Annotated in this window: 21 protein-coding genes; 16 read left to right on the forward strand and 5 right to left on the reverse strand. The window is 75.0% G+C overall.

The window, feature by feature from the left end:
• Positions 1–62: 62 nt before the first annotated feature.
• Both dnaJ and H7X46_RS26700 read left to right on the forward strand, forming a co-directional pair.
• Positions 63–1,283, forward strand: coding sequence for a molecular chaperone DnaJ (dnaJ, locus tag H7X46_RS26695; protein ID WP_186361968.1), 1,221 nt, complete (start codon positions 63–65; stop codon positions 1,281–1,283).
• Between the two features lie 5 nt (positions 1,284–1,288).
• Positions 1,289–1,723, forward strand: a complete 435-nt coding sequence (locus tag H7X46_RS26700) for a heat shock protein transcriptional repressor HspR (protein ID WP_186361969.1) — start codon at positions 1,289–1,291, stop codon at positions 1,721–1,723.
• Positions 1,724–1,746: 23 nt separating this feature from the next.
• Here H7X46_RS26700 and H7X46_RS26705 read toward each other — a convergent pair whose 3' ends face one another.
• Positions 1,747–3,021: an MDR family MFS transporter gene (locus H7X46_RS26705; RefSeq protein ID WP_370588987.1), complete on the reverse strand. Its 1,275-nt coding sequence runs from the start codon at positions 3,019–3,021 to the stop codon at positions 1,747–1,749.
• A gap of 157 nt (positions 3,022–3,178) precedes the next feature.
• Between H7X46_RS26705 and H7X46_RS26710 the strand changes: the two genes are divergently transcribed.
• Genes H7X46_RS26710 through H7X46_RS26725 form a run of 4 tightly spaced genes read left to right on the forward strand, consistent with a single transcriptional unit; the run spans position 3,179 to position 7,434 of the window.
• The gene (locus H7X46_RS26710) at positions 3,179–4,726 is read left to right on the forward strand and encodes an ABC transporter substrate-binding protein (protein ID WP_186361970.1); all 1,548 of its coding nucleotides are present in this window, start codon (positions 3,179–3,181) and stop codon (positions 4,724–4,726) included.
• Complete coding sequence (locus H7X46_RS26715; protein WP_186361971.1) at positions 4,723–5,664, forward strand: ABC transporter permease; 942 nt, start codon at positions 4,723–4,725, stop codon at positions 5,662–5,664. The genes H7X46_RS26710 and H7X46_RS26715 overlap by 4 nt, the downstream gene beginning before the upstream one ends.
• On the forward strand, positions 5,661–6,566 hold the full coding sequence (locus H7X46_RS26720; protein WP_186361972.1) for an ABC transporter permease: 906 nt from the start codon (positions 5,661–5,663) through the stop codon (positions 6,564–6,566). Before H7X46_RS26715 ends, H7X46_RS26720 begins: the two co-directional genes overlap by 4 nt.
• 58 nt (positions 6,567–6,624) lie before the next feature.
• Positions 6,625–7,434, forward strand: coding sequence for a TauD/TfdA family dioxygenase (locus H7X46_RS26725; RefSeq protein ID WP_186361973.1), 810 nt, complete (start codon positions 6,625–6,627; stop codon positions 7,432–7,434).
• Between the two features lie 87 nt (positions 7,435–7,521).
• Here the strand turns inward: H7X46_RS26725 and H7X46_RS26730 are convergent, their stop codons facing one another.
• On the reverse strand, positions 7,522–8,694 hold the full coding sequence (locus H7X46_RS26730; RefSeq protein WP_186361974.1) for a globin domain-containing protein: 1,173 nt from the start codon (positions 8,692–8,694) through the stop codon (positions 7,522–7,524).
• A 315-nt stretch (positions 8,695–9,009) separates the two neighbouring features.
• Here H7X46_RS26730 and H7X46_RS26735 point away from each other — a divergent pair, with 315 nt between their 5' ends.
• Entirely contained in the window at positions 9,010–9,792 is a 783-nt protein-coding gene (locus H7X46_RS26735; protein ID WP_370588988.1) for a pyridoxamine 5'-phosphate oxidase family protein, read from the forward strand.
• Here H7X46_RS26735 and H7X46_RS26740 read toward each other — a convergent pair.
• On the reverse strand, positions 9,789–10,832 hold the full coding sequence (locus tag H7X46_RS26740) for a tetratricopeptide repeat protein (RefSeq protein WP_186361976.1): 1,044 nt from the start codon (positions 10,830–10,832) through the stop codon (positions 9,789–9,791). The two genes, H7X46_RS26735 and H7X46_RS26740, sit on opposite strands and share 4 nt — an antisense overlap.
• Positions 10,829–12,124: an ATP-binding protein gene (locus H7X46_RS26745; protein ID WP_186361977.1), complete on the reverse strand. Its 1,296-nt coding sequence runs from the start codon at positions 12,122–12,124 to the stop codon at positions 10,829–10,831. The genes H7X46_RS26740 and H7X46_RS26745 overlap by 4 nt, the downstream gene beginning before the upstream one ends.
• 193 nt (positions 12,125–12,317) lie before the next feature.
• Here H7X46_RS26745 and clpB point away from each other — a divergent pair, with 193 nt between their 5' ends.
• The 6 genes from clpB (at position 12,318) to H7X46_RS26775 (ending at position 18,279) form a co-directional block, all read left to right on the forward strand.
• Positions 12,318–14,942: an ATP-dependent chaperone ClpB gene (gene clpB / locus H7X46_RS26750; RefSeq protein WP_186361978.1), complete on the forward strand. Its 2,625-nt coding sequence runs from the start codon at positions 12,318–12,320 to the stop codon at positions 14,940–14,942.
• A gap of 51 nt (positions 14,943–14,993) precedes the next feature.
• A complete protein-coding gene (locus tag H7X46_RS26755; protein ID WP_186361979.1) occupies positions 14,994–15,317 on the forward strand; it encodes a YbaB/EbfC family nucleoid-associated protein in 324 nt (107 codons plus the stop codon).
• Positions 15,314–15,631: a type VII secretion target gene (locus H7X46_RS26760; RefSeq protein WP_186361980.1), complete on the forward strand. Its 318-nt coding sequence runs from the start codon at positions 15,314–15,316 to the stop codon at positions 15,629–15,631. Before H7X46_RS26755 ends, H7X46_RS26760 begins: the two co-directional genes overlap by 4 nt.
• On the forward strand, positions 15,628–16,476 hold the full coding sequence (locus tag H7X46_RS26765) for a WXG100 family type VII secretion target (protein ID WP_186361981.1): 849 nt from the start codon (positions 15,628–15,630) through the stop codon (positions 16,474–16,476). The genes H7X46_RS26760 and H7X46_RS26765 overlap by 4 nt, the downstream gene beginning before the upstream one ends.
• Before the next feature lie 96 nt (positions 16,477–16,572).
• Positions 16,573–17,220, forward strand: coding sequence for a hypothetical protein (locus H7X46_RS26770; RefSeq protein ID WP_186361982.1), 648 nt, complete (start codon positions 16,573–16,575; stop codon positions 17,218–17,220).
• 48 nt (positions 17,221–17,268) lie between these two features.
• Positions 17,269–18,279, forward strand: coding sequence for an adenosine deaminase (locus tag H7X46_RS26775; RefSeq protein WP_186361983.1), 1,011 nt, complete (start codon positions 17,269–17,271; stop codon positions 18,277–18,279).
• A gap of 4 nt (positions 18,280–18,283) precedes the next feature.
• Here the strand turns inward: H7X46_RS26775 and H7X46_RS26780 are convergent, their stop codons facing one another.
• On the reverse strand, positions 18,284–19,882 hold the full coding sequence (locus H7X46_RS26780) for an NAD(P)/FAD-dependent oxidoreductase (protein ID WP_186361984.1): 1,599 nt from the start codon (positions 19,880–19,882) through the stop codon (positions 18,284–18,286).
• A gap of 146 nt (positions 19,883–20,028) precedes the next feature.
• On the opposite strand from H7X46_RS26780, the gene H7X46_RS26785 reads away from it, so the two are divergent.
• Genes H7X46_RS26785 through H7X46_RS26795 form a run of 3 tightly spaced genes read left to right on the forward strand, consistent with a single transcriptional unit; the run spans position 20,029 to position 22,003 of the window.
• Positions 20,029–20,802 (forward strand): SDR family NAD(P)-dependent oxidoreductase, encoded by a 774-nt coding sequence (locus tag H7X46_RS26785; protein WP_370588990.1) that lies wholly within the window; start codon positions 20,029–20,031, stop codon positions 20,800–20,802.
• A complete protein-coding gene (gene pyrE / locus H7X46_RS26790; RefSeq protein WP_186361985.1) occupies positions 20,799–21,359 on the forward strand; it encodes an orotate phosphoribosyltransferase in 561 nt (186 codons plus the stop codon). The genes H7X46_RS26785 and pyrE overlap by 4 nt, the downstream gene beginning before the upstream one ends.
• On the forward strand, positions 21,356–22,003 hold the full coding sequence (locus H7X46_RS26795) for an RNA methyltransferase (protein ID WP_186361986.1): 648 nt from the start codon (positions 21,356–21,358) through the stop codon (positions 22,001–22,003). The genes pyrE and H7X46_RS26795 overlap by 4 nt, the downstream gene beginning before the upstream one ends.
• Positions 22,004–22,023: the final 20 nt, after the last annotated feature.

Here is a 22,023-nt window from a genome sequence, read left to right on the forward strand (position 1 = left end):
CGGTACGGCGGGGTGCGGGTGCACTCCCGCCGTACCGCTGGCGTGAACGGGAAGGAGGCGGAATGACCCAGCGCGACTGGATCGAGAAGGACTACTACCGCGAGCTGGGCGTCTCCTCGACGGCGTCCCAGGACGAGATCAAGAAGGCGTACCGCAAGCTCGCCCGCGAGCTGCACCCGGACGCGAACCCGGGCGACGAGAAATCCGAGCTGCGGTTCAAGGCGGTCTCCGAGGCCTACGGCGTGCTCGGTGACGAGAAGAAGCGCAAGGAGTACGACGAGACCCGCGCGATGTTCGCGGGCGGCGGCGGCTTCGGCGGGTTCGGCACCGGCGGCGGCTTCCCCGGCGGGGCCGGTGGCGCAGGCGGGCCCGGCGGCTTCGACATCAACGACCTGTTCGGCCAGGCCGGACGCTCCGGCGGCGGGGCCGGCGACTTCAGCGACATCCTCGGCGACATCTTCGGCCGGGCGGCCCGCAACAGCGGCGGTGCCGGCGGCGGCTACGGCCCCACCGGGGCGCGGCGCGGCCAGGACGTCGAGAGCAGCCTGACCATCTCCTTCGCCGACGCGGTCAAGGGCGCCACCCTGCCGATCACGCTGTCGTCGCCCGGACGCTGCGAGCGCTGCGGCGGCACCGGGTCCCGGCCCGGCAGCACGCCGCGGACCTGTCCCACCTGCAACGGTGCCGGCCTGGTGACCCGCAGCCAGGGCGCGTTCGCGTTCTCCGAGCCGTGCCGCGACTGCCGCGGGACCGGCCGGATCATCGACGACCCGTGCCCCGAGTGCCACGGCGACGGCGTGGCCACCCGGACCCGCTCGCTGTCGGTGCGGGTGCCGGCCGGCGTCGACGACGGCCAGAAGATCCGGCTCCCCGGGCAGGGCGAGCCGGGCCGGGGCGGCGCGCCCGCCGGTGACCTGTACGTCACGGTGAGCGTCACACCGCACAAGGTCTTCGGGCGGTCGGCGAAGAACCCCGACGACATCACCGTCACCGTTCCGGTGACCTTCACCGAGCTCGCCCTCGGTGCGACCCTGACCGTGCCCACGCTCGACGGCACCGTCTCGTTGAAGATCCCGCCCGGGACCGCAAGCGGGCGCACGTTCCGGGTCGCCGGGCGCGGGGTCGAACGGAGGAACGGGAAGAAGGGCAACCTGCTGGTCACCGTCGAGGTGGCGGTGCCGCAGAAGCTGGACCAGGCGGCGACGGAAGCGCTGCAGGCGTACGCCGAGGCGACGAAGTCGTTCGACCCGCGGGCCGACCTGCTCGGGAACGCCAGGAGGTGAGTGCGGTGGCCGGACGACCTTCGGACGGGAACGCCGACGTCGGGCACGACAGTCCGGTGTTCGTGATCTCGGTGGCCGCGCAGCTCTCCGGTCTGCACGCCCAGACGCTGCGCAGCTACGACCGGCTCGGGCTGGTGAGCCCGGGTCGCGCCGCCGGTGGCGGCCGCCGCTACTCGCAGCGGGACATCGCGCTGCTCCGCGAGGTGCAGCGGCTCTCCCAGGAGGAGGGCGTCAACCTCGCCGGGGTCAAGCGGATCATCGAGCTCGAGCAGCTGGTCGACGAGCTACGGGCACGGCTGGAGGAGACGACCGCCGAGCTCGAGGCGGTGCGTGCGGCGGCGGCCCAGGCGGCTGCCGCCGTGCATCGCTCCTACCGCCGGGACCTGGTCCCGGTTGACCGCCGCCAGGCCGTCGTCCGGTGGCGGCCGAACCCGCAGTAGCGGGTCCCGGACCGACCCCGGCGTCACGCGGGAACCGGGGCCATACCGCCCCGGCGGGCCAGCAACCCCAGCACGGCCGCGCCGGCCAGCGGGACCGCGGCCAGCACCACGAACGGCACCGCGGGCGGGAACGCCGGATCGAGCAGCGCGCCGGCACCGGTCGACCCGACGAGCACCATCAGACCGCCGAACGAGGCGAGCACCCCGAAGTGCGCGCCCAGCCGTCGCTCGCCGGCCAGCCGCGGCACCAGGTCCTGCGCGACCGGCACCGCGAGCATCTCGCCGAAGGTCAGCAGCACGACCATCGCCACGGCCGGGGCCGGCGCCCACCACCCCGGCAGGGCGGGCAGCAGCCGGGCGACCGCGACGACCCCGAACGACGCCGCCATCAGGCAGAACCCCAGCACCACCGAACGCCCGGCACCGATCCGTCGCGACCAGCCCGTCACCCGTAGCTGCAGCGTGATGACCAGCACCGACATCAGCACGAACAGGAACCCGAGCGCCGCGGTCCGGTCGACGCGTTCCAGCTCGGCGGGCAGCGCCAGGTAGAGCTGGTTGTAGGAGAGCAGCCAGCCGGAGTAGCCCGCCGCGAAGACCATGAACCGGCGGTTGCCCAGCACCTCGCCCCAGCCGGCCAGGATCGGCCGGCCCGCCTGCTCGGCCGCCCGCCACGGCAGCCACCGCCAGTGGGCCAGCCCGATCAGCACGAACCCGAGGGCCGCGACCAGGCAGGCGGTACGGAAGTCGACGAGCAGCAGCGCCGTCCCGACCAGCGGGCCGGTCACCGTGCCGACCTGGCCGGCGACGGCGAACAACGCGAAGACCTCGGTGCGGGCCGGGCCCTCCCCGGCCCGCTCCCGCACGCCCGCCTCGCGGGCCAGCGACGACTCGACGGCCGGCGAGAACAGCGCCGCGGCGAACCCGGTGAGCAGAGCCCCGCCGATCACCGCGGGCAGCGTGCCGGCCGCGCCCAGCAGGATGAACCCGATCACGCGGAGGGCGCAGCCGGCCAGCACGACGGGTTTCGCACCGAACCGGTCGGTGAGGGCGCCGCCGACGACGAACATGCCCTGCTGGCTGAACGTCCGCAGCCCCAGCACCAGCCCGACGGCGGCCGCCGCCAGCCCGAGGTCCTCCGCGAGGTGCGTCGCCAGGTACGGCAGCACCATGTAGAAGCCCACGTTGAACGCCAGCTGCGTCGAGATCAGCAGCTTCATGACCGGCGGCAACGCGGTGAACCGGGCCCACCGGGCGGCGTCGGGTCCGGTGGGCCGGTGGCGGAGACTGCGATGCACCTGGCCGTACTACCAGGTTTGAGTTGCAGTCGCGACTTTATGGCAGTAAGCACATATGCGCACTCGGCTTGTTCCTTGACCGGTTGCTCACTCTTTCAGAGGATCTTCCGGGTGCCCGCGGGATCCTCCGCCGGTGCCGGAGAGGAGTGCCCTGTTGATGCCCGCCGCCGTCCCACCGCGCCGCCGTTCCCGGCTCCGGATCGCCGCCGCCCTCGCCGTGAGCACCGTGCTGCTCGCCGCCTGCGGCGGCTCCGGTGAGGGCACCGGCCGGATCGTCCCCGACGGACGGCTGACCATCGCCATGGCGTTCGGGCCCGGCGCCGGCTACGCGATCGACACCGACGACGCGTTCGTGCTGTCGCAGCTGGGCGTCACCGAGCCGCTCGTCGCCTCCGGCGCGGACGGGCGGCCGCGTCCCGCGCTGGCCACCGAGTGGGCACGGACCGACCCGCGGACCTGGCGGTTCGCGCTCCGGCCGGGCGTCACCTTCCAGAACGGCGAGCCGCTCACCGGCCACGCCGTCGCGACGGCGCTCAACCGGCTGGCCGGCGTCGAGGCCCCACCGCGCGCGGTCCGGGGCATCGGGCTCACCGCGGCCCCGGACGGCGCGACCGCCGTCCGGGTCACCACGACCGCGCCCGACCCGATCCTGCCGCTGCGCCTGAGCAGCGCGAACACCGCGATCCTCGCGCCGTCGGCGTACGCGTCGGACCCGCCGGCGGTGCAGGGCACCGGCACCGGACCGATGACGATCACCCGGCTCGACGGGACCCAGTCGGTCGAGCTGCAGCGCAACGAGACCTACTGGGGGGAGCGGCCGCAGCTCGCCGGCGTCACGGCGAACTTCGTGCCCGACCCGGCGGCCCGCGCGCTCGCCCTGCGCGCCGGGGACGCCGACATCGCCCAGGAGCTCCCCGAGGCGACCGCCCTGGAGTTCACCGGCGACGGCTACGTCAACGAGTCGGTTGCCGCGCCGCGGACCGCGTCGCTGCTGCTCAACCAGTCCCGGGCCCCGTTCTCCGACATCCGGGTCCGGCAGGCGGTCGCCGCCGCCGTCGACCGGGCCGCCCTCGGCGAGCAGGCACTCGCCGGGTCCGCGGTGCCGGCGTCCGAGCTGTTCGGCCCGGCCGTGAGCTGGGGCTCCCAGGAACCCCCGCCGCCCGCCGACCCCGCCCGGGCCCGACGGCTGCTCGCGGAGGCCGGGTTCGGCCCGTCCCGCCCGCTGCGTGTCGAGCTGGGCACCTACGCCAACCGGCCCGAGCTGCCGACGCTGGCGACCGCCGTCCAGGAGATGCTGCGGGCCGCCGGCATCGAGGCGACCATCCGGGTCGGCGACTACGACGCCCGCGAGGCCGACCTGCTGGCCGGCAGGTACGACATGTACCTGGCGTCCCGCAGCTACCTGCTCGACGTCCCGGACGCCGGCGCCACGCTGAGGACCGACTACACCTGCCGGGGCTCGTACAACATCAACCGGTACTGCTCGCCGGAGTTCGACGCGCTGCTCGCGCCGCTGACCGCCCGGACCGACCCCGCGGCCCGCCAGGAGGTCTTCACCCGGGCGGCCGCGAAGCTGAACGCCGACGTCGTCGGGGTTCCCCTGGTGCACACCCGCGCCGGCGGGGTCGGCAGCCAGGTGGCGGGCTACACCGTCGATCCGCTGGCGAAGACGCTCGTCGTCCCCGGGCTGGCGAAGACCGGGTGACCGCCGTGCTGCTCCGGCGGCTGCTGGCCCTGCCGGTGGTCGTCGCGGCCGGGGCGGTGCTGGTGTTCCTGCTGCCCCGCTTCTCCGGTCAGGACACCGCGCTGGCGGTGCTGCGCAGCCGGACCGGCGAGGCCGACCCGGACCCGGTGGTGCTCGCCGCCCTGCGCGCGCGGTACGGCCTCGACGGCAGCTGGTGGGACCAGTTCACCGCGTGGGCGGGCGCCGTTCTGGCCGGTGACCTGGGCATCTCCTACGCCAGCCGGACCCCGGTCGCCGGGCTGCTGTGGCCGGCGCTGGGCGTCTCGCTCGTGCTCACCGTGGCCTCGCTCGTCGTCGCCGGGGTGGTCGGCGTGCCGGCCGGCGTGCGCGCCGCGCGGCGGCCCGGCGGCACGTTCGACCGGGCGTTGAGCACCGGCGCCGTGCTGGGCGTCGCGGTGCCCGAGTTCGTGCTGGGGACGGTGCTGGTGCTGACGTTCGCGGTCACCCTGCCGCTGCTGCCCGCGACCGGCTGGGGCACGCCCGCGCAGGCGGTGCTGCCGGTGGTCACGCTCGCGGCCTTCCCGGCCGCCCTCGCCGCCCAGCTGGTGCGGGCCGAGACGATCGACGCCCTCGGCCGGTCCCACGTGACCGTCGCCCGGGCGAAGGGGCTGTCCGGGCGGGCCGTGCTGTGGCGGCACGGCGGCCGGCTCGCCCTGACGTCGGTGACGGCGATGTCCGGGCTGTTCCTCGGCGGGCTGCTCGGCGGATCGGTCGTCGTCGAGGTGCTCTTCGCCGTGCCCGGTCTCGGCCGGCTGCTCTACGACGCCGTCCTCGGTCAGGACCTCCCGGTGATCCAGGCCGGGCTGCTCGCGGTCATCGTGGTGGCCGCGCTCGCCGGCATCCTCGCCGAGCTGGTCGCGCTCGCCCTGGACCCGGTCGCCCGGGGAGAGGCCCGGTGAGCGCCGGGAGGCTCGCCCTCCGCCGGCCGGAGCGTGGCCCGGTGAGCGCCGGGGTCGTGGCGGAGCGCCGCCCGCTCGCCGCGGGGCGGGCGGCCCGGCTGCGCCGCCCCCTGCAGGTCGGCGCGGTCGCGCTCCTCGTCGTGCTGGTCGGGTGTGCGGTGCTGCCGCTCGACCCGACCTCGAACGACCTGGCGCACCGCTTCGCCGGACCCTCGCTCGAGCATCCGCTCGGCACCGACCAGCTCGGCCGGGACGTGCTCGCCCGGCTCGCCGGCGGGGCCCGGATCTCGGTCGGCTTCACGCTCGTCGTCCTGGCGATCTGCGCGGTGACCGGCACCGTCCTCGGCGTGGTCGCCGGCTGGGCCGGCCGGGTCGTGGGCCAGCTGTTCCAGCGGGTGATCGACGTCCTCGTCGCGATCCCTGCGGTCCTGGTCGGTCTCGTCGTCGTCGCGGCGGCGGGCGGCGCACCCGGACTGTGGTCGCTGCTGGTGGCGATCGTCGTCACGGGCTGGACCCCGTTCGCCCGGCTCACCTACCAGCTCGTCGTGCGGGAGCGGTCCCGGGACTACGTCGAAGGGGTGGTCGCGCTCGGCGCCGGGCCGGGGCGCATCGCGTTCCGGCACGTGCTGCCCAACCTCACCCGGCCGCTGCTGGCACACCTGTGCCTGCGGTTCGCGAACGTCCTGCTCACCGTGGCCGGGCTGTCGTTCCTCGGGCTCGGACCGCAGCCGCCGACGCCGGAGTGGGGCGCGATGCTCGCCGAGGGGCGCCAGTACCTGTTCAACGCCCCGCAGCTCGTCGTGCTGCCCGCTCTCGCCGTCGTGGGGACGGCCCTGCTGGTGAACGGGCTCGGCCGCGAGCTCGAGCGGCGCCGGACGACCGGCCCGTCCGGAGAGTTCTGAGAGACGGTAGTTCCTGCCAGTATTGTGCGAGTACAGACGTGAGGCAGGAGGGCGTGACGTGGCACGGACCGGTGCGGACGGACGGCGGCAGGGCGAGGCCCGGCCCGAACTGAAGGGCCTGGTGGACGAGACCGGCGTGGTGCCCCGGGCGGCGGCGTTCGACGACGCACGGTCGGTGCTCGCCGAGGACGGCGTGGTCCGGATCCCGGACGCCGGTGCCGACCCGGAGGTGCTGGTCGTCGCGGCCGCCCGGCTGCTGGGCGGGCGGCTGCGCGAGCTGTTCGGGATCCGGCCACAGGGCGGCACCGACTCGCCGGTGCTCGGCCTGCACAACGACGGCGCGTACCTGCAGGGCGACGTCCACGGGCACACCGTGCGGCTGCGCGACCCCGACGAGGACTACCTGCTCATGCACTGCTCGGAGCCGGCGCCGTCCGGCGGGGACTCGGTGCTCGTCGACGGCTACGCGCTCGTCGACCGGCTGGCGGGCGACCACCGCGGGCTGCACGCGTTCCTGCGCGAGGCCGACGTCGACTTCTTCGGCAGCCGGGTGAACCCGCCGCGCGGGGTGCCCGACACCCCGCTGCTGCGCCGGATGGTCGAGTTCACCCGCGGCGGACGGCGGGCCGTCCGGGCCAGCGACTACGCCCTGCCGGTCCCGCGGGTCCCGGAGTGGGACGAGCACCTGGCGCGGATCGAGGAGTACGCCGACCTGCTCGCGACGGCGTTCGAGGCGGCCCCACGGTTCCGGATGGAGGCCGGTGACCTGCTGGTCCTCGACAACTACCGGTTCCTGCACGGCCGGGACGCCTTCCGCGGCTCCCGCACCCTGCACGTGCTGTCGGTCCGGACCGTCGACGCCTTCTGATCCCCTACCCCTTCCCACTCATGGAGCTTTAGTCCCGTGCCACAGGACTAAAGCTCCATAAGTGTGCGCCGGGGGTGAGCGGCCGGCTCAGTCCATCGTGAACGGGTCGTAGGTGATCCGGTCCAGCGGCGTGCCCGCCACCAGCATCCGGGACACCGTCGAGCGGATCATCGCCGGCGAGCCGCAGACCAGCACGTCGTGGTCGTTCCACGCGCCGAAGCGGGTCACGACGTCGGCCAGGGTGCCGGTCTCGGCCCCGGAGGGCTCGTCCTCGTGCTCCACGACCGGGATCACGTCCAGCCACGGGTAGCTGAACGACAGCTTCCGCAGCGCGGTGAAGTCGTAGAGATCGTCCCAGGTGCGGCCGCCGACGAATACCTGCGTGCGCGGCGGGCGCCGCCGCTGGCGCACCTCGTCGAGCAGGGCCTTCATCGGGGCGACGCCGGTACCGCCCGCCACCATCAGCAGCTCGCGGTCGGTGTCCTGCGGGACGGCCATCCGCCCCATCGGCGGGCCGATGCGCCAGGTCTCGCCGACCCGGCTGTGGGCGACGATCGCCCGGCTGACCCAGCCGTTGTCGACCGCGCGGACGTGGAACTCGATCGTGCCGTCGGGGCGCGGCGCGTTCGCCGGGGAGAGGTAGCGCCACAGCCGCGGGCGGTGCGGGGTCTCCACCGAGACGTACTGGCCGGCCTGGTAGGGGACCGGCTGGTCGGCCGCGACGGTGACGACGGCCAGGTCCCAGCCGATCCGGCGGTGGTCGACGACCCGCCCGAGCCAGGACGCCGGGCCCCGCTCGGCGGCCGCGGCCTGCTGCATCGCGTCGGCGACGATCCCGTAGGCGCTGTTCCAGGCCCGGTCGACCTCCGGGGTCCAGTTCGCGCCGGAGTAGGCGGCGATCGAGGAGATCAGTGCGTACCCGACGGCGTCGTAGTGCTGGGAGAGCACGCCGAACTTGCGGTGGTCGCGCCCGAGCTGCTGGAGGAACGGGACGAGGTCGTCCGGCTGGTCGATCATCTGGACGACGTGCACGAGGGCGCGCAGCAGGCGGCTGCGCTGCACCTCCATGTTCACCGGGAACAGGTCGCGGGTGTCCGGGGCCCGGGTGAACAGCGTGGCGTAGAAGTGCTTGCCGACGTCCTCGATCTGCGGCTCGACGTGCGCGAAGCTGGTCCGGATGAGCTCGACGGTCCGGTCCGCCTCCGAGGCGGGGCGTCGCGGCGGGGCGACGTCGCCGGCGATCAGCTGGTCAGCAGTCATGCCTGGCGGACACTCTCCTCGGTCGTGCTCCGTGCCGTGGTGACACCGGCCATCAACGCCTGCTCACCGCCGGTTAGGGTACGCGAGAGACTCCGTTTGCTCGAACGGCGTACGACGGCCGGCGCACTCGACGACAGCCAGCGGGTACGCATGGTCAGGAATCATCCGTTCGGGGCCGGAGGTCACTCGTGATGGCGTGGGTGGCGCCGCACTGAGGATAGCGCCCGGCCGTGACATGCCCGACATGGCGGGGCGGTGTGTGGCATTCGGGCGGTCGGTTTGGTCCTGCGCTCCGCGGATGGCACGGTGGTGGTCGTGCCGCTGCGAACCCCCGTCCCGGTGCTTCCTGGCCGGGAGCGTCCCGTCACCGATCCGGACACCCCTTCGCACGGCGACGCACCCCCGGACGTGATCCGGCCGGGTTCCGCGGGCGAACACGTCTTCCAGGACCAGGTCGGCAGCACGGACCGCGCGGACCGCTTCTACGGCGACCAGCTGCGTGACCGCCTGCTCCCCCGGATGGTCGAGTTCATCGGCCGGATGGAGATGGCGTTCATCGCCACCGCGGACGGCCACGGCGAGTGCGACAGCTCGCTGCGCGCCGGGCCGCCCGGGTTCGTCGAGGTCATCGACGAGCACACGCTGGCCTACCCCGAGTACCGCGGCAACGGCGTCTACGCCAGCCTCGGCAACCTCGTCGAGAACCCGCACATCGGCCTGCTCATGGTCGACTTCACCGAGTCGCTGATCGGGCTGCACGTCAACGGCCGGGCCCGGATCATGGACGACGACGCCTTCCGTGCCGCCTTCCCCGGTCACGCCCGGGACCGGGCGGCCGGGCGGCGCGCGGAGCGCTGGGTGGTCGTCGAGGTCGAGGAAGCCTACATCCACTGCCGCAAGCACATCCCGCGGATGGAGCGGGTGACGCAGCGGCGGGCCTGGGGCACCGACGACCCGGCCCGCAAGGGCGGCGACTTCTTCGGGGCGAAGGGGACGCCGCAGCGGGCGCCGCGGCCGGCCCGGCGCCGGTTCCCGAGCACGACGCACCTGGGGGCGGGCGCTTCCCGGGCGCTGCGCCGCCGCCCGCACCAGGCCTAACGCCGCCGCCGGGTCCGGACCAGGCCCACGACGACGGCGATCACGGCCAGCAGCAGGAGCACCGCCCACACCCCGGCCGCGAGGAACCCCACCCCGGTGACGGCGACCGCCAGGTAGAGCAGCAGCGCGATGCCGAGCCCGGCCGTGGTGACGGCGAGCGGCCCGTCGCCGCGCACCGCGGCCCGCAGCACCGCTCCGCTGCCGGCCGGCACGGTCCGGGTCTCCCACCGCATCAGCGCGGCCGCCGCGACCAGCACCCCGGCCGCGGCGATCCGGGTCGGCACCGCCGCCGCACCGGTCCCGGACCACACCCCGATCACGACGAACACCCCGAGGAGCAGCAGGATCCGCAGCCGCCACGCCAGCTGCCACAGCACGGCGGCCACGTTCTGCAGGACGAGCGGCTCGTCCGGGGCCAGCCGGCCGGCGTCGATCAGCCCGCGCAGCGCCCGCGCCGGGTGCCGCTCGTGGGAGTCGAGGACGGCGAGGTCGTGCCGGGCCGCGGCGTGCCCGGGATCGAGGCGCAGCGTCTCGGCGTAGGCGTCCCGGGCGAGCCGGCGCCGGCCCAGGTCGCTCGCCACGTCGGCCAGCAGCGCGTGCGAGGCCGCCTGCTGCGGTGCCAGCGCGACGACCCGGTGCGCGACCTGGAGCGCGTCGTGGAGCCGGCCGGACCGTTGCAGCACGCGGGCGTAGCCGGTGGCGGCGCCGGCGTCGTCCGGGGCGAGCGTCACCGACCGGAAGCCGGCCTCCACGGCCTCGGCGTGCCGGCCCAGCCCGGACAGGTGCAGGGACCGCAGCCGGTGCCCGTCCTCCCGCCCGGGTTCCAGCGCGCACACCTGCTCGGCCGCGGCCAGGCCCTCGACCCGGTCGTCGTCGGTGGCGTCACGCAGCAGCACGGCGGACAGCACCCGCAGCAGCGTCACATGCTGCGGGTGCTCGGCCAGCGCGGCCCGCAGGTGCCGTTCGGCGTCGGATCGGCGGCCGGTGTCGGCCAGGTGCGCCGCGCTCGACGCGACCTGGTCCGGGGACGCGGTGGTCACAGCTTCCGGTTCCGCTTCAGGTAGGCGGCCAGCTCGTCGTAGCTGCCGTCGACGTTGCCGAACAGCGCCACGTTGCGGGCGGTCGCGAACCACGGCCCGGTGCTCGGGCCGGTCTCCTTGGCCGCCCGCAGCAGGTCCCGGGTGCTCAGCGGCCGGATCCGGCCGTCCCGCACGGACGCGGCCATCGCCCGCTCCGCGGCGGTGTCGACCACGTGGGCGAGGTCGGCCCCGGAGAAGTGCTCGGTCGCCCGCACCACCTTGTCGAGGTCGAGCTCGCCGGTCGGGCGGTCGCGCAGGTGGTGGCGGAGCACCCCGGCCCGGGCCGGTGCGTCCGGCGGGAGGACGAGCAGCATGCGGTCGAACCGGCCGGGCCGGCGCAGCGCCGGGTCCATGTCCCACGGGTGGTTGGTGGCGCCGAGCACGTAGACGCCCTCGTTGCGTTCCGCCCAGGAGTCCATCTCGGACAGGAGCTGGTTGACGGTGTTGCGCAGCCCCCCGGAGTGGCTGAGGTGGGCGCGCTTCTGGCCGAGCGCGTCGACCTCGTCGAGGAACAGCACGCACGGGGCCCGGCTGCGGGCGGCGGCGAACAGGTCGGCCAGGTTGCGCTCGCTGCGGCCGATCCACATGTCCAGGACGTCGGCGATCCCGATCTCGGTGAACGCGGCCCCCAGCTCCCCGGCGACGGCCCGCGCGAGGAACGTCTTCCCGCAGCCGGGCGGCCCGTACAGCAGCAGACCGCCGCTGGTCCGCGAGCCGAACGCCTTCGCCAGCTCCGGGTTGCGGGCCGGCCCGAGGAACTGCAGCTCCAGGCGCTCCTTGACGTGCTCCATGCCGGCGACGTCGGCGAGCCGCAGGCCCGGGCGGGACGTCTCGCCGAGATCCCCGGCCCCGGACGGGACCTCCTGCAGCGGGGCGGGCTCGAGGCCGGCGAACTCGTCCTCGGCGCGGTCCCAGTCGAACGGCGCGGGCCCGGGCGGGTCCGGTTCCGGCCCCGAGGGGGTGGCTGCCCGCCCGCTCCCGGGGCTGCCGCCGGCCGGTGCCGCAGGGCCGTCCGCGGGCCCCTCGGCGGGGGCCGCCGCCCCGCCGGCGAGCTCGGCCGTCACCCGCTGCAGCAGCGCCAGCCCGTCCGGGTCCCCCGGCGCCGCGGCCAGGGCTGCGCTGACGTGCGGCAGCGCCTCCCCGGCCCGCCCCGACCGGGCGAGCATGTCGGCCACGTGCAGCCGCAGCGGCACGTCCCCGGGGGCGGCCTCGACGGCGGCGAGCAGGCTGCGGAGCAGCGGATCGTCCGGCACGCCGCGCAGTATCCCAGCCGGCCCGGACACCGCCGGAAAAAACCTGCCCTGAGTGGAATGGACTCAACTTTCCTGACGTTGTAGCTGTCGAGAGCGCACCGGCCGGGCAGACTGTGCGACAGCCGGCCGCGGTGCCGCTTCCCCACGACAGAGCCACTCATCGAAGAAGGAAGGACCGGGAGGAACGCGGAGCATGGACTCCTTCAACCCCACCACCCGTACCCAGCAGGCCATCTCCGCCGCCGTCCAGGCCGCGACGCTGGCCGGCAACCCCGACGTCGGGCCGACCCACCTGCTGGGCGCGCTGCTGGCCCAGGGGGACGGCATCGCCGCGCCGCTGCTCGCCGCCGTCGGTGCGGACGCCGACGCCGTCCGGAAGGAACTGACCGAGCTCGGGAACCGGCTGCCGTCGGCGTCCGGCTCCTCGGTCAGCGCGCCGCAGCTGTCCCGGGACGCACTCGCCGCGATCACCGCCGCCCAGCAGCTCGCCACCGAGATGGGCGACGAGTACGTCTCCACCGAGCACCTGCTGGTCGGGCTCGCGCGGTCCGGCGGCCAGGTCGCCCAGCTGCTGCAGCGCCACGGCGCCACCCCGGACGCGCTGCGCGACGCCTTTGGCAAGGTCCGCGGGTCGGCCCGGGTGACCAGCCCGGACCCGGAGGGCAGCTACCAGGCCCTGGAAAAGTACGGCCAGGACCTGACCGCCCGGGCCCGGGACGGCGAGCTCGACCCGGTCATCGGCCGGGACACCGAGATCCGCCGCGTCGTGCAGGTGCTGTCCCGGCGGACCAAGAACAACCCGGTGCTGATCGGCGAGCCGGGTGTCGGCAAGACCGCGATCGTCGAGGGGCTCGCCCAGCGGATCGTGGCCGGTGACGTGCCCGAGTCGCTGCGCAACAAGCGGGTCGTCGCGCTCGACCTGGGCTCGATGGTCGCCGGCGCGAAGTACCGCGGCGAGTTCGAGGAGCGGCTCAAGGCCGTCCTCAAAGAGATCACCGACTCGGCCGGCGAGATCATCACGTTCATCGACGAGCTGCACACGATCGTCGGGGCAGGCGCGTCCGGTGAGGGCGCGATGGACGCCGGCAACATGATCAAGCCGATGCTCGCCCGCGGCGAGCTGCGGATGGTCGGCGCCACCACGCTCGACGAGTACCGCCAGCACATCGAGAAGGACGCGGCCCTGGAGCGCCGCTTCCAGCAGGTGCTGGTCGGGGAGCCGAGCGTCGAGGACACCGTCGGCATCCTGCGCGGCCTCAAGGAGCGCTACGAGGTGCACCACGGCGTCCGGATCACCGACGCCGCCCTGGTCGCCGCGGCGACCCTGTCGGACCGCTACATCACCGCCCGGTTCCTCCCGGACAAGGCCATCGACCTGGTCGACGAGGCCGCGTCCCGGCTCCGGATGGAGATCGACTCGCGCCCGGTGGAGATCGACACCGTGGAGCGGGCCGTGCGCCGGCTGGAGATCGAGGAGATGGCACTCGAGAAGGAGTCCGACGCCGCCTCCGCCGACCGGCTGGTCGCGCTGCGCGCCGAGCTGGCCGAGAAGCGCGAGGAGCTGTCCGCGCTGACGGCGCGCTGGCAGAACGAGAAGGGGGCCATCGAGGCGACCCGCGAGCTCAAGGAGCAGCTCGAGCAGCTGCGCGGCGAGTCCGAGCGGGCCGAGCGCGACGGTGACCTCGGCCGGGCCGCCGAGCTGCGCTACGGGCGCATCCCGGCCCTGGAGAAGGAGCTCGCCGAGAAGACCGCCGTCGTGGAGGAGAAGCACGAGGAGGTCATGCTCAAGGAGGAGGTCGGCCCGGACGACGTCGCCGACGTCGTCAGCTCCTGGACCGGCATCCCCGCCGGCCGGATGCTGGAGGGCGAGACCGCCAAGCTGCTCCGCATGGAGGAGGAGCTGGGCCGGCGCGTCGTCGGCCAGGAGGAGGCCGTCCGGGTCGTGTCCGACGCGGTCCGCCGGGCCCGGGCCGGGGTCGCCGACGAGAACCGGCCGACCGGCTCGTTCCTGTTCCTCGGCCCGACCGGTGTCGGCAAGACCGAGCTGGCCAAGGCGCTCGCCGAGTTCCTGTTCGACGACGAGCGGGCGATGGTCCGCATCGACATGAGCGAGTACTCCGAGAAGCACTCGGTGGCCCGCCTGGTCGGCGCCCCGCCCGGCTACGTCGGCTACGACCAGGGCGGCCAGCTCACCGAGGCGGTGCGGCGGCGGCCGTACACCGTCGTCCTGCTGGACGAGGTGGAGAAGGCCCACCAGGACGTCTTCGACACGCTCCTGCAGGTGCTCGACGACGGCCGGCTCACCGACGGCCAGGGCCGCACGGTGGACTTCCGCAACACCATCCTCGTGCTGACCTCGAACCTCGGCAGCCAGGCGATCGCCGACCAGTCGCTCGACGACCAGGGGCGCAAGGACGCGGTCATGGCCGTGGTCCGGAGCCACTTCAAGCCGGAGTTCCTCAACCGGCTCGACGACGTCGTGGTGTTCCACGCGCTGTCGACCGACGAGCTGACCCACATCGTCGACATCCAGATCGGCGTGCTGGAGCGGCGGCTCGCCAAGCGGCGGCTGACCCTGGACGTCACCGACGCGGCCCGCGAGTGGCTGGCCATGAACGGGTTCGACCCGGTCTACGGCGCCCGCCCGCTGCGCCGGCTGGTGCAGAGCGCGATCGGCGACCAGCTCGCCCGCGAGCTGCTCTCCGGCGCGGTCCGCGAGGGCGACACCGTGCGGGTCGACCTGGACCCGGCGGCGGCCGGCGGCACCGGCGCCCTCGTCGTCGGGAAGGCGCCGGACCCGGTCGCGATCGCGAACTGATCCGCGCCTCCGGGCGTGGGCCGGGACGGTGAGGAGTCATCGTCCCGGCCCATGGAGCGCATCACCCCCACCGCGGCCGAGACCTGGCTGGACGAGTACCGCGCACGCATCACCACGATCCGGGCCCGGGCGGACCACGCCCGGGCCCGGCTCGCTGCGGTGACCGCGACCGCGCGGACCCGGGACGGGGCGGTCGCGGTCACCGTCGACGCGTCCGGGGCGCTCACCGACCTGCGGTTCGGCGTCCGCACCGACGAGCTGCCCCGTGCCCGGCTGGCCGAGACCGTCCTGCGGCTCGCCGGGGAGGCCGCCGCCGACGCCCGCACCCAGGTCGAGGCGATCATGGAGCCGCTGACCGTGGAGGCCGGGCGGTGACCGGCTTCCGGGTGGACCCGGACCGGCTCGACGGCCTCGCCCGCCGGGCCGGGGAGGCGGCGGCCGCCGTCGGCGGGGCCCGGACGGAGCAGGCCGTCGCCGGGGACGCGTTCGGTGTCGTCGGCGCGGCCTTCGCCGGCGTGGTGATCACGGCGACCGGTGCGGGCGCCGACGCCGTGACCCGGCTGGCCCGGCGGCTCGGGGCCACGTCCGAGGCCCTGGCCGCGGCCGCCGCCGGCTACCGCACCGCGGACACGTCGGCGGCACGGGCGTTCACGGAGCTCGACGTCCCCCGCGGTCCGGAGCCGGCGTGACGACCGCAGGGCCCGCCGCGCCGACGGTGCCGATGGTGGCCGCCGAGGACCTCGACGCGCGGACCGACGCCGCGTTCGAGGGCAGCGGGATCGTCTCGTCCTACTACGACGTCGGTGAGGCACTCGACGAGCAGGACGCCGGGGGCGTTGCCTGGGCGGCCGCGGCGGCCGGCCTGGACACCCTCGGCGCCGTCGCGGACCCGCTCGGCACCCTCGTCTCGGCCGGGGTCGGGTTCCTCATCGAGCACGTGGGGTTCCTGCGGGAACCGCTCGACGCGCTGGCCGGCGACCCCGAACAGGTCGCGGCGGCCGCCCGGACCTGGCAGGACGTGTCGCGGACGGTGACCGCCGGTGCCGGGGAGCTCCGCGCGGCGGTGACGTCGGCCCGGCCGGCCTGGGACGGGGACGCCGCCGCCGCGTTCGCGGCCGGGGCCGGCCGGATCGACGCCTCCGCCGCCGAGGTCGCCGCGGAGGCGCTGCGGCTCGCCGATCTCGTGCTGCGGTCCGGTGCCGCGGTGGGCACGGTCCGGGCGCTGATCCGGGACGCGGTCGCCGACTTCGTGGCCGGGGTGATCGCGAAGGCGGCGGTCACTCTGCTCACCGGCGGCACCGCGGCCCCGGCGACGCTGACCGCCGTCGTCCTCGACGCGGTGGCGCTGGCGTACCGGCTCTCCGACCGCGTCGAGGACGCGATCCGGATGCTCCGCACCGCCGGCGAGCACGCCGAGCGGGTGCGGGCGGTGTTCGAGGCGGTGCCCGGGACGGCGGCCGGGGTCGAGTCCGGGAAGCAGGAGGCCGCGGCCCGGGCGGCCGCGGCGGAGGGCCGGCCGGCCCCCACCGGCTGACGACCGCGGGCCCGGGCCGCGGCACACCCGGTCGGGTGGACACCGGGGTCGTGGCGTTACCACGGCGTGAGGCGGATCGGTACTACGCTCCGCGGCATGTCGGTCTGGTTCGTCATCGCCCTCGTCGCGGTCGTCCTCGGCGTCGGTCTGCTGGTCTTCGACCGGTTCCGCGGGGGCGCGACCCGCGACCGGAAGCGGTGGGCGGCGCTGCGCGAGTGGGAGTTCCTCGACTCCGATCCCGTGCTGCCCAGCCGCTGGCGCTACGGGACGATCCACCAGGGCGGCCCGGGCGTCGCCCGCAACCTCGTCTCCGGCGACGTCCCGACCCCGGACGGCCCGCGCAAGGCGCACGCCTTCGACCACGAGCAGGCCGGCCGGATCAGCTCCGTGCTCTGCGCCGTGCAGGTGCAGGAGTCGCTGCCGGCGGCGGTCGAGCTGCGGCTGCCGTCCGCGCCGCTGCCCGACGACGCCGGCCTGGACCTCCTGGAGCCGGTCGGTGAGCGCTACGCGTTCGTCAGCGACGCCGACGCCGTCCGCCCGCTGCTCACCCCCCGCCTGGCCGACGCCAGCGACGCGATCGGCGAGGACGTCGAGCTGCTGTGGGCCGAGGAGGCCTGGGTGCTCGCCGCCGCGCCGGTCGGGATCTCCTCCGACCGGATGCAGGACCTGCTCGCGGACCTCGCCGAGGTCGCCACCGCCCTGGAGGAGGGGCTGCACGCGCGGCGGTCCCCGGTCGAGTCCTGACCCGGCCCGCCCGCGGCGTGCGGCGGCGGCCGCAGGGATGATCGAGGGATGACGACGACCGGGACCCCGCCGCTGCCGAAGGCCGAGCTGCACCTGCACATCGAGGGCACGCTCGAACCGGAGACCGTGTTCGCGCTGGCCCGCCGCAACGACGTGGCGCTGCCGTACGCGTCGGTCGAGGACCTGCGGGCCCGGTACGAGTTCACCGACCTGCAGTCCTTCCTCGACATCTACTACGCCAACATGGCCGTCCTGCGCACCCGCGAGGACTTCGCCGAGCTCGCGTCGGCGTACCTGCGGCGCTGCCCCGGGCAAGGGGTGCGGCACGTCGAGATGTTCTTCGACCCGCAGGCCCACACCGCCCGCGGCGTCCCGATGGCCGACGTCGTCGGCGGGCTCACCGACGGGATCGACGCGCACGCCGCCGACGTCTCCGCGGGGCTGATCCTCTGCTTCCTGCGCGACCAGCCGGCTGCCGACGCCGAGGCGACGCTGCGCGCCGCCGAGCCGTACCTGGACCGGATCATCGGGGTCGGCCTCGACTCGGCGGAGGTGGGGCACCCGCCGTCGAAGTTCACGGCCGTGTTCGACCGGGCCCGCGCGCTCGGGCTCAAGCCGGTCGCGCACGCCGGGGAGGAGGGCCCGGCGTCCTACGTCCGGGAGGCGCTCGACGAGCTCGGCGTGCTCCGCGTCGACCACGGCATCCGTTCCCTGGAGGACGACGACCTGGTCGCCCGCCTGCGCCGCGACCGCACCCCGCTGACCGTCTGCCCGCTGTCGAACGTCCGGCTGGGGTGCGTGCCGGGGATCGGGCTGCACCCGCTGCCGGAGATGCTCGACGCCGGCCTGAACGTCTCGGTGCACTCCGACGACCCGGCCTACTTCGGCGGGTACGCCGACACCAACTACGCGGCCGCCCGCGACGGCCTGGGCCTGACCACCGACCAGCTGCGCACCCTGGCGGAGAACTCGTTCGCCGCCTCGTTCCTCGACGAGGCGACGAAGACCATGTTGGCCCTCCGGGCTCGTGAGTGGAAACCAGGGCCGGGGCCCGCGTAACCACTCACGCGGTGGTTGCCAGCCGCACCGGGCGCAGCGGTTCCAGGGGGCGGCCGGCCCCGGTCCGGCCGCGCTCGGCGTGGAACGGCGCGAGCCGGAACCGGCGGGTCCGCAGCTGGTACTCGGCGGTGTTCGCCGGCCACATGACGACGTTGTGGCCCTCGTCGTTCTGGTAGTAGCTGGTGCAGCCGCCGATCTCGTACACGGTGCGGGCCGAGCGCCTGCGGATCCGGCGGGTCCAGCGCTCCTCGGCCTCGGGCCGCACGTCGAGGGCGCGGATCCCCTCGCCGGCCATCCGGCAGACGGCGTCGGCGACGTAGCGGGCCTGGGCCTCGGAGAACAGCAGCGTCGAGCTGGCGCCGCTGGTGGCGTTCGGGCCCTGCATGAGGAACAGGTTCGGGAAGCCCGGGTAGTTCATCCCCAGGTAGGCCCGCGGGTAGGCGCCCCAGTGGTCGTGCAGCGAGCGGCCGGCGGCGTCGAGGATGCGCTGCGCGATGGGTGCGGTCGCGCCGACCTCGAACCCGGTGGTGAGCACGAGCGCGTCCACCTCGGCGGCGCTGCCGTCCCCGGACACGACCGTGCGGCCGTCCACGTGGGACAGCCCTCCGGTGTGGAGCGTCGCGTTCGGCGCGCTCATCGCGGGCAGGTAGGTGTTGGACACCAGCGGGCGCTTGCAGGCGTAGTCGAAGTCGGGGGTGAGCCGCTGCCGCAGCTCCGGGTCGGCGACCTGGGCGGCGAGGTGCCTGCGGCCGACCCGGGTCAGCGTCTCGCGCAGCAGCCGGGACCGGCGGGTCGTGGCCAGCAGCTCCGCGCCGGCGTAGAGCAGGTCGAACTGCATCCGGCACAGCACCGGGTTCGCGGCGAACGCGCGCCGCGCCCGCTCCCCGACCGGGCGCTCCGGCTTCGGCATGATCCAAGCCGGGGTGCGCTGGAGGACATGCAGCTCGGCGACCCGGGGCTGCAGCTCCGGGACGAGCTGGACCGCCGTCGCGCCGGTCCCGACGACGGCCACCCGGCGGCCGGCCAGGTCGACCGAGTGGTCCCAGCGCGCGGAGTGGAACACCGGGCCGGGGAACTCGGCCAGGCCGGGGACCTCCGGGACCTTCGGGTCGGCGACCAGCCCGGCCGCGCTGACCAGGACGTCCGCGGTGAACTCGCCGGCCGGGGTGTCGATCCACCAGCGGGCGCCGTCGGGATCCCAGCGGGCGGAGCGGACGTCGGCGCCGAACCGGACGTGACCCAGGAGCCCCGTCGAACGGGCGAGCCGCTGCGCGTAGTCCTGCACCTCGTGGCCCGGCGCGTACAGGTCGGACCAGTCCGGGTTGGTCATCGCCCGTAACTGGTAGAGCGGCGAGGGTGTGTCCACACCGACGCCCGGGTAGGTGTTGTCCCGCCAGACCCCACCGACGTCGTCGGCCCGTTCCAGCAGCACGAAGTCGTGCACGCCGCGGCGCAGCAGCGCCAGGCCCACGGCCAGACCGGTGAAGCCGGCACCCACGACGGCCACCCGCGAGTGCCGTGCGGGCGGCCCGGTGGGGAGCTCGTCGGCGTCCGGCGTGTGATGGTCGGCCGGTCGCTGGATCGGCAGCGCCTCGGACGTCATGTCCTCGACGGTAATTGCAACGTATGAGACGGGGCACCCGAGAGCGGCCGGTCTCACGGTGGCCGATCCCGTCGCCGCCGTCACATCCGGCGCCGGTGGCCGCGCCGCGGATCGTGCGCGCACCGGTGACCGACTACGCTCGCCCCGTGCCCTCAGTGATGATCACGGGTGCGTCGTCGGGAATCGGGGCCGCCTTCGCCGACCGGCTCGCCGCCGACGGCCGCGACCTGGTGCTCGTGGCGCGCAACACCGACCGCCTGCAGGCCGCCGCGAACCGGTACCGCGACCTCGGCGTCGCCGTCGAGGTGCTGCCGGCGGACCTGGCCGACCCCGGCGAGCGCGAGCGGGTGACCCGACGGCTCGCGGACCCGGACGTCGCCCCGGTCGACCTGCTGGTCAACAACGCCGGCCTGTCCCTCGGCGCGTCGTTCCTGGACAACGACCCGGCCGACCTGAGCCGGCAGCTGCAGGTCAACGTGGCGAGCGTGCTGGAGCTGACCCGGGCCGCGCTGCCCGGGATGGTCGACCGCGGCACCGGGGCGGTGCTGAACGTGGCCAGCGTCGCCGGGTTCGTGCCCGGCCGCGGGTCCACCTACGCGGCCGACAAGGCGTGGGTCATCGCCTTCACCGAGGGCGCGGCCGCGTCGCTGCAGGGCACGGGGGTGCACGCGATGGCGCTGTGCCCCGGGTACGTACGGACGGAGTTCCACGAGCGGGCCGGGATCGACGTCGGCGCCCGGCGCGGCCCGCTCTGGCTGGAGGCCTCGCAGGTGGTCGACGAGGCCCTGGCCGATCTGGACAGGGGACGGGTGGTGTCGGTGCCCTCGAGGCAGTACAAGGCGATCGTCGGGCTGGTCGGGGTGCTGCCCCGCGGGCTCATGCGCCGGATCACGGCGACCTTCGACCGGGACCGCGCATGAACACCGCGCACGCCGACCGGGCCCGGCTGGCCGCGCTGGTCCGGGAGCTCGCCGTCGTCCACGAGAAGGTCACGCTGTCCTCGGGCGCCGAGGCGGACTACTACGTCGACCTGCGCCGGGTCACGCTGCACCACGAGGCGGCGCCGCTGATCGGGCGGCTGCTGCGCGAGCTCACCTCGGACTGGGAGTACCGGTCGGTGGGCGGGCTGACGCTGGGCGCCGACCCGGTGGCCGCCGCGGTGCTGCACGCCGCCGCGCAGGACCCGGACGCCGACCCGGTCGACGCGTTCGTCGTGCGCAAGGAGACCAAGAAGCACGGGCTGCAGCGGCTCATCGAGGGCCCGGACATCACCGGGCGACCGGTGCTCGTCGTCGAGGACACCTCCACCACCGGTGGCTCGGTGCTGACCGCGGTCCGGTCGGTGCTGGCCGGCGGCGCGGACGTCGTCGGTGTCTGCACGGTCGTCGACCGGGACACCGGAGCGCGGCAGGCCGTCGAGGCCGAGGGCGTGCCGTACCGGGCGCTGCTGGGCCTGGCGGACCTGCAGCTGGGATGACCGACCCGGGGCCCAGCGAGTGGTCGGTCCCCGGCCAGGTCGGGGTCGGCCCGTGGGCCGGGCCGCCCCCCGAGGGTGACCACTGGGACCCGGAGCTGCTCGAGCACGGCGACCGGCGCAACGTCGTCGACGCCTACCGGTACTGGCGGCGGGACGCGGTCGCGGCGGACCTGGCGCGGCGGGCGCACCCGTTCCACGTCGCGATCGAGAACCTGGGGCACGACCACAACATCGGCACGGTCGTCCGGACGGCGAACGCGTTCGGCGCCGCCGGGGTGCACATCGTGGGGCGGCGGCGGTGGAACCGGCGCGGTGCGATGGTCACCGACCGCTACCTGTCGGTGCACCACCATCCGGCGGCCGACGGTCTCGTGGCGTTCGCCCGGTCACGCGGCCTCGCCCTGGTGGCGGTGGACAACCTGCCGGGCGCGGTGCGCCTGGAGGAGACGGTGCTGCCGCGGGAGTGCGTGCTCCTGTTCGGGGCCGAGGGGCCGGGGCTGTCGGCCGCGGTCCGGGACGCCGCCGACCTCGCCGTCTCGATCGCCCAGTTCGGCTCCACCCGGTCGATCAACGCCGGGGTGGCCGCCGGGATCGTCATGCACGCCTGGGTGCGGGAGCACGCCGACCTGGCCGGCGCCTGGTGAACCGGCGCCGGGTTCGGCGT

Origin of the sequence: Pseudonocardia sp. C8 (assembly GCF_014267175.1) — a bacterium.
In the GTDB taxonomy this organism is placed as follows: domain Bacteria; phylum Actinomycetota; class Actinomycetes; order Mycobacteriales; family Pseudonocardiaceae; genus Pseudonocardia.

Bases quoted from the DNA above. Each gene is read 5' to 3' on its own strand.
- dnaJ (WP_186361968.1), top strand. From the start codon at position 63: ATGACCCAGCGCGACTGGATCGAGAAGGACTACTACCGCGAGCTGGGC.
- H7X46_RS26710 (WP_186361970.1), top strand. From the start codon at position 3,179: ATGCCCGCCGCCGTCCCACCGCGCCGCCGTTCCCGGCTCCGGATCGCC.
- H7X46_RS26730 (WP_186361974.1), bottom strand. From the start codon at position 8,694: ATGACTGCTGACCAGCTGATCGCCGGCGACGTCGCCCCGCCGCGACGC.
- clpB (WP_186361978.1), top strand. From the start codon at position 12,318: ATGGACTCCTTCAACCCCACCACCCGTACCCAGCAGGCCATCTCCGCC.
- H7X46_RS26755 (WP_186361979.1), top strand. From the start codon at position 14,994: ATGGAGCGCATCACCCCCACCGCGGCCGAGACCTGGCTGGACGAGTAC.
- H7X46_RS26770 (WP_186361982.1), top strand. From the start codon at position 16,573: ATGTCGGTCTGGTTCGTCATCGCCCTCGTCGCGGTCGTCCTCGGCGTC.
- H7X46_RS26775 (WP_186361983.1), top strand. From the start codon at position 17,269: ATGACGACGACCGGGACCCCGCCGCTGCCGAAGGCCGAGCTGCACCTG.
- H7X46_RS26780 (WP_186361984.1), bottom strand. From the start codon at position 19,882: ATGACGTCCGAGGCGCTGCCGATCCAGCGACCGGCCGACCATCACACG.
- pyrE (WP_186361985.1), top strand. From the start codon at position 20,799: ATGAACACCGCGCACGCCGACCGGGCCCGGCTGGCCGCGCTGGTCCGG.
- H7X46_RS26795 (WP_186361986.1), top strand. From the start codon at position 21,356: ATGACCGACCCGGGGCCCAGCGAGTGGTCGGTCCCCGGCCAGGTCGGG.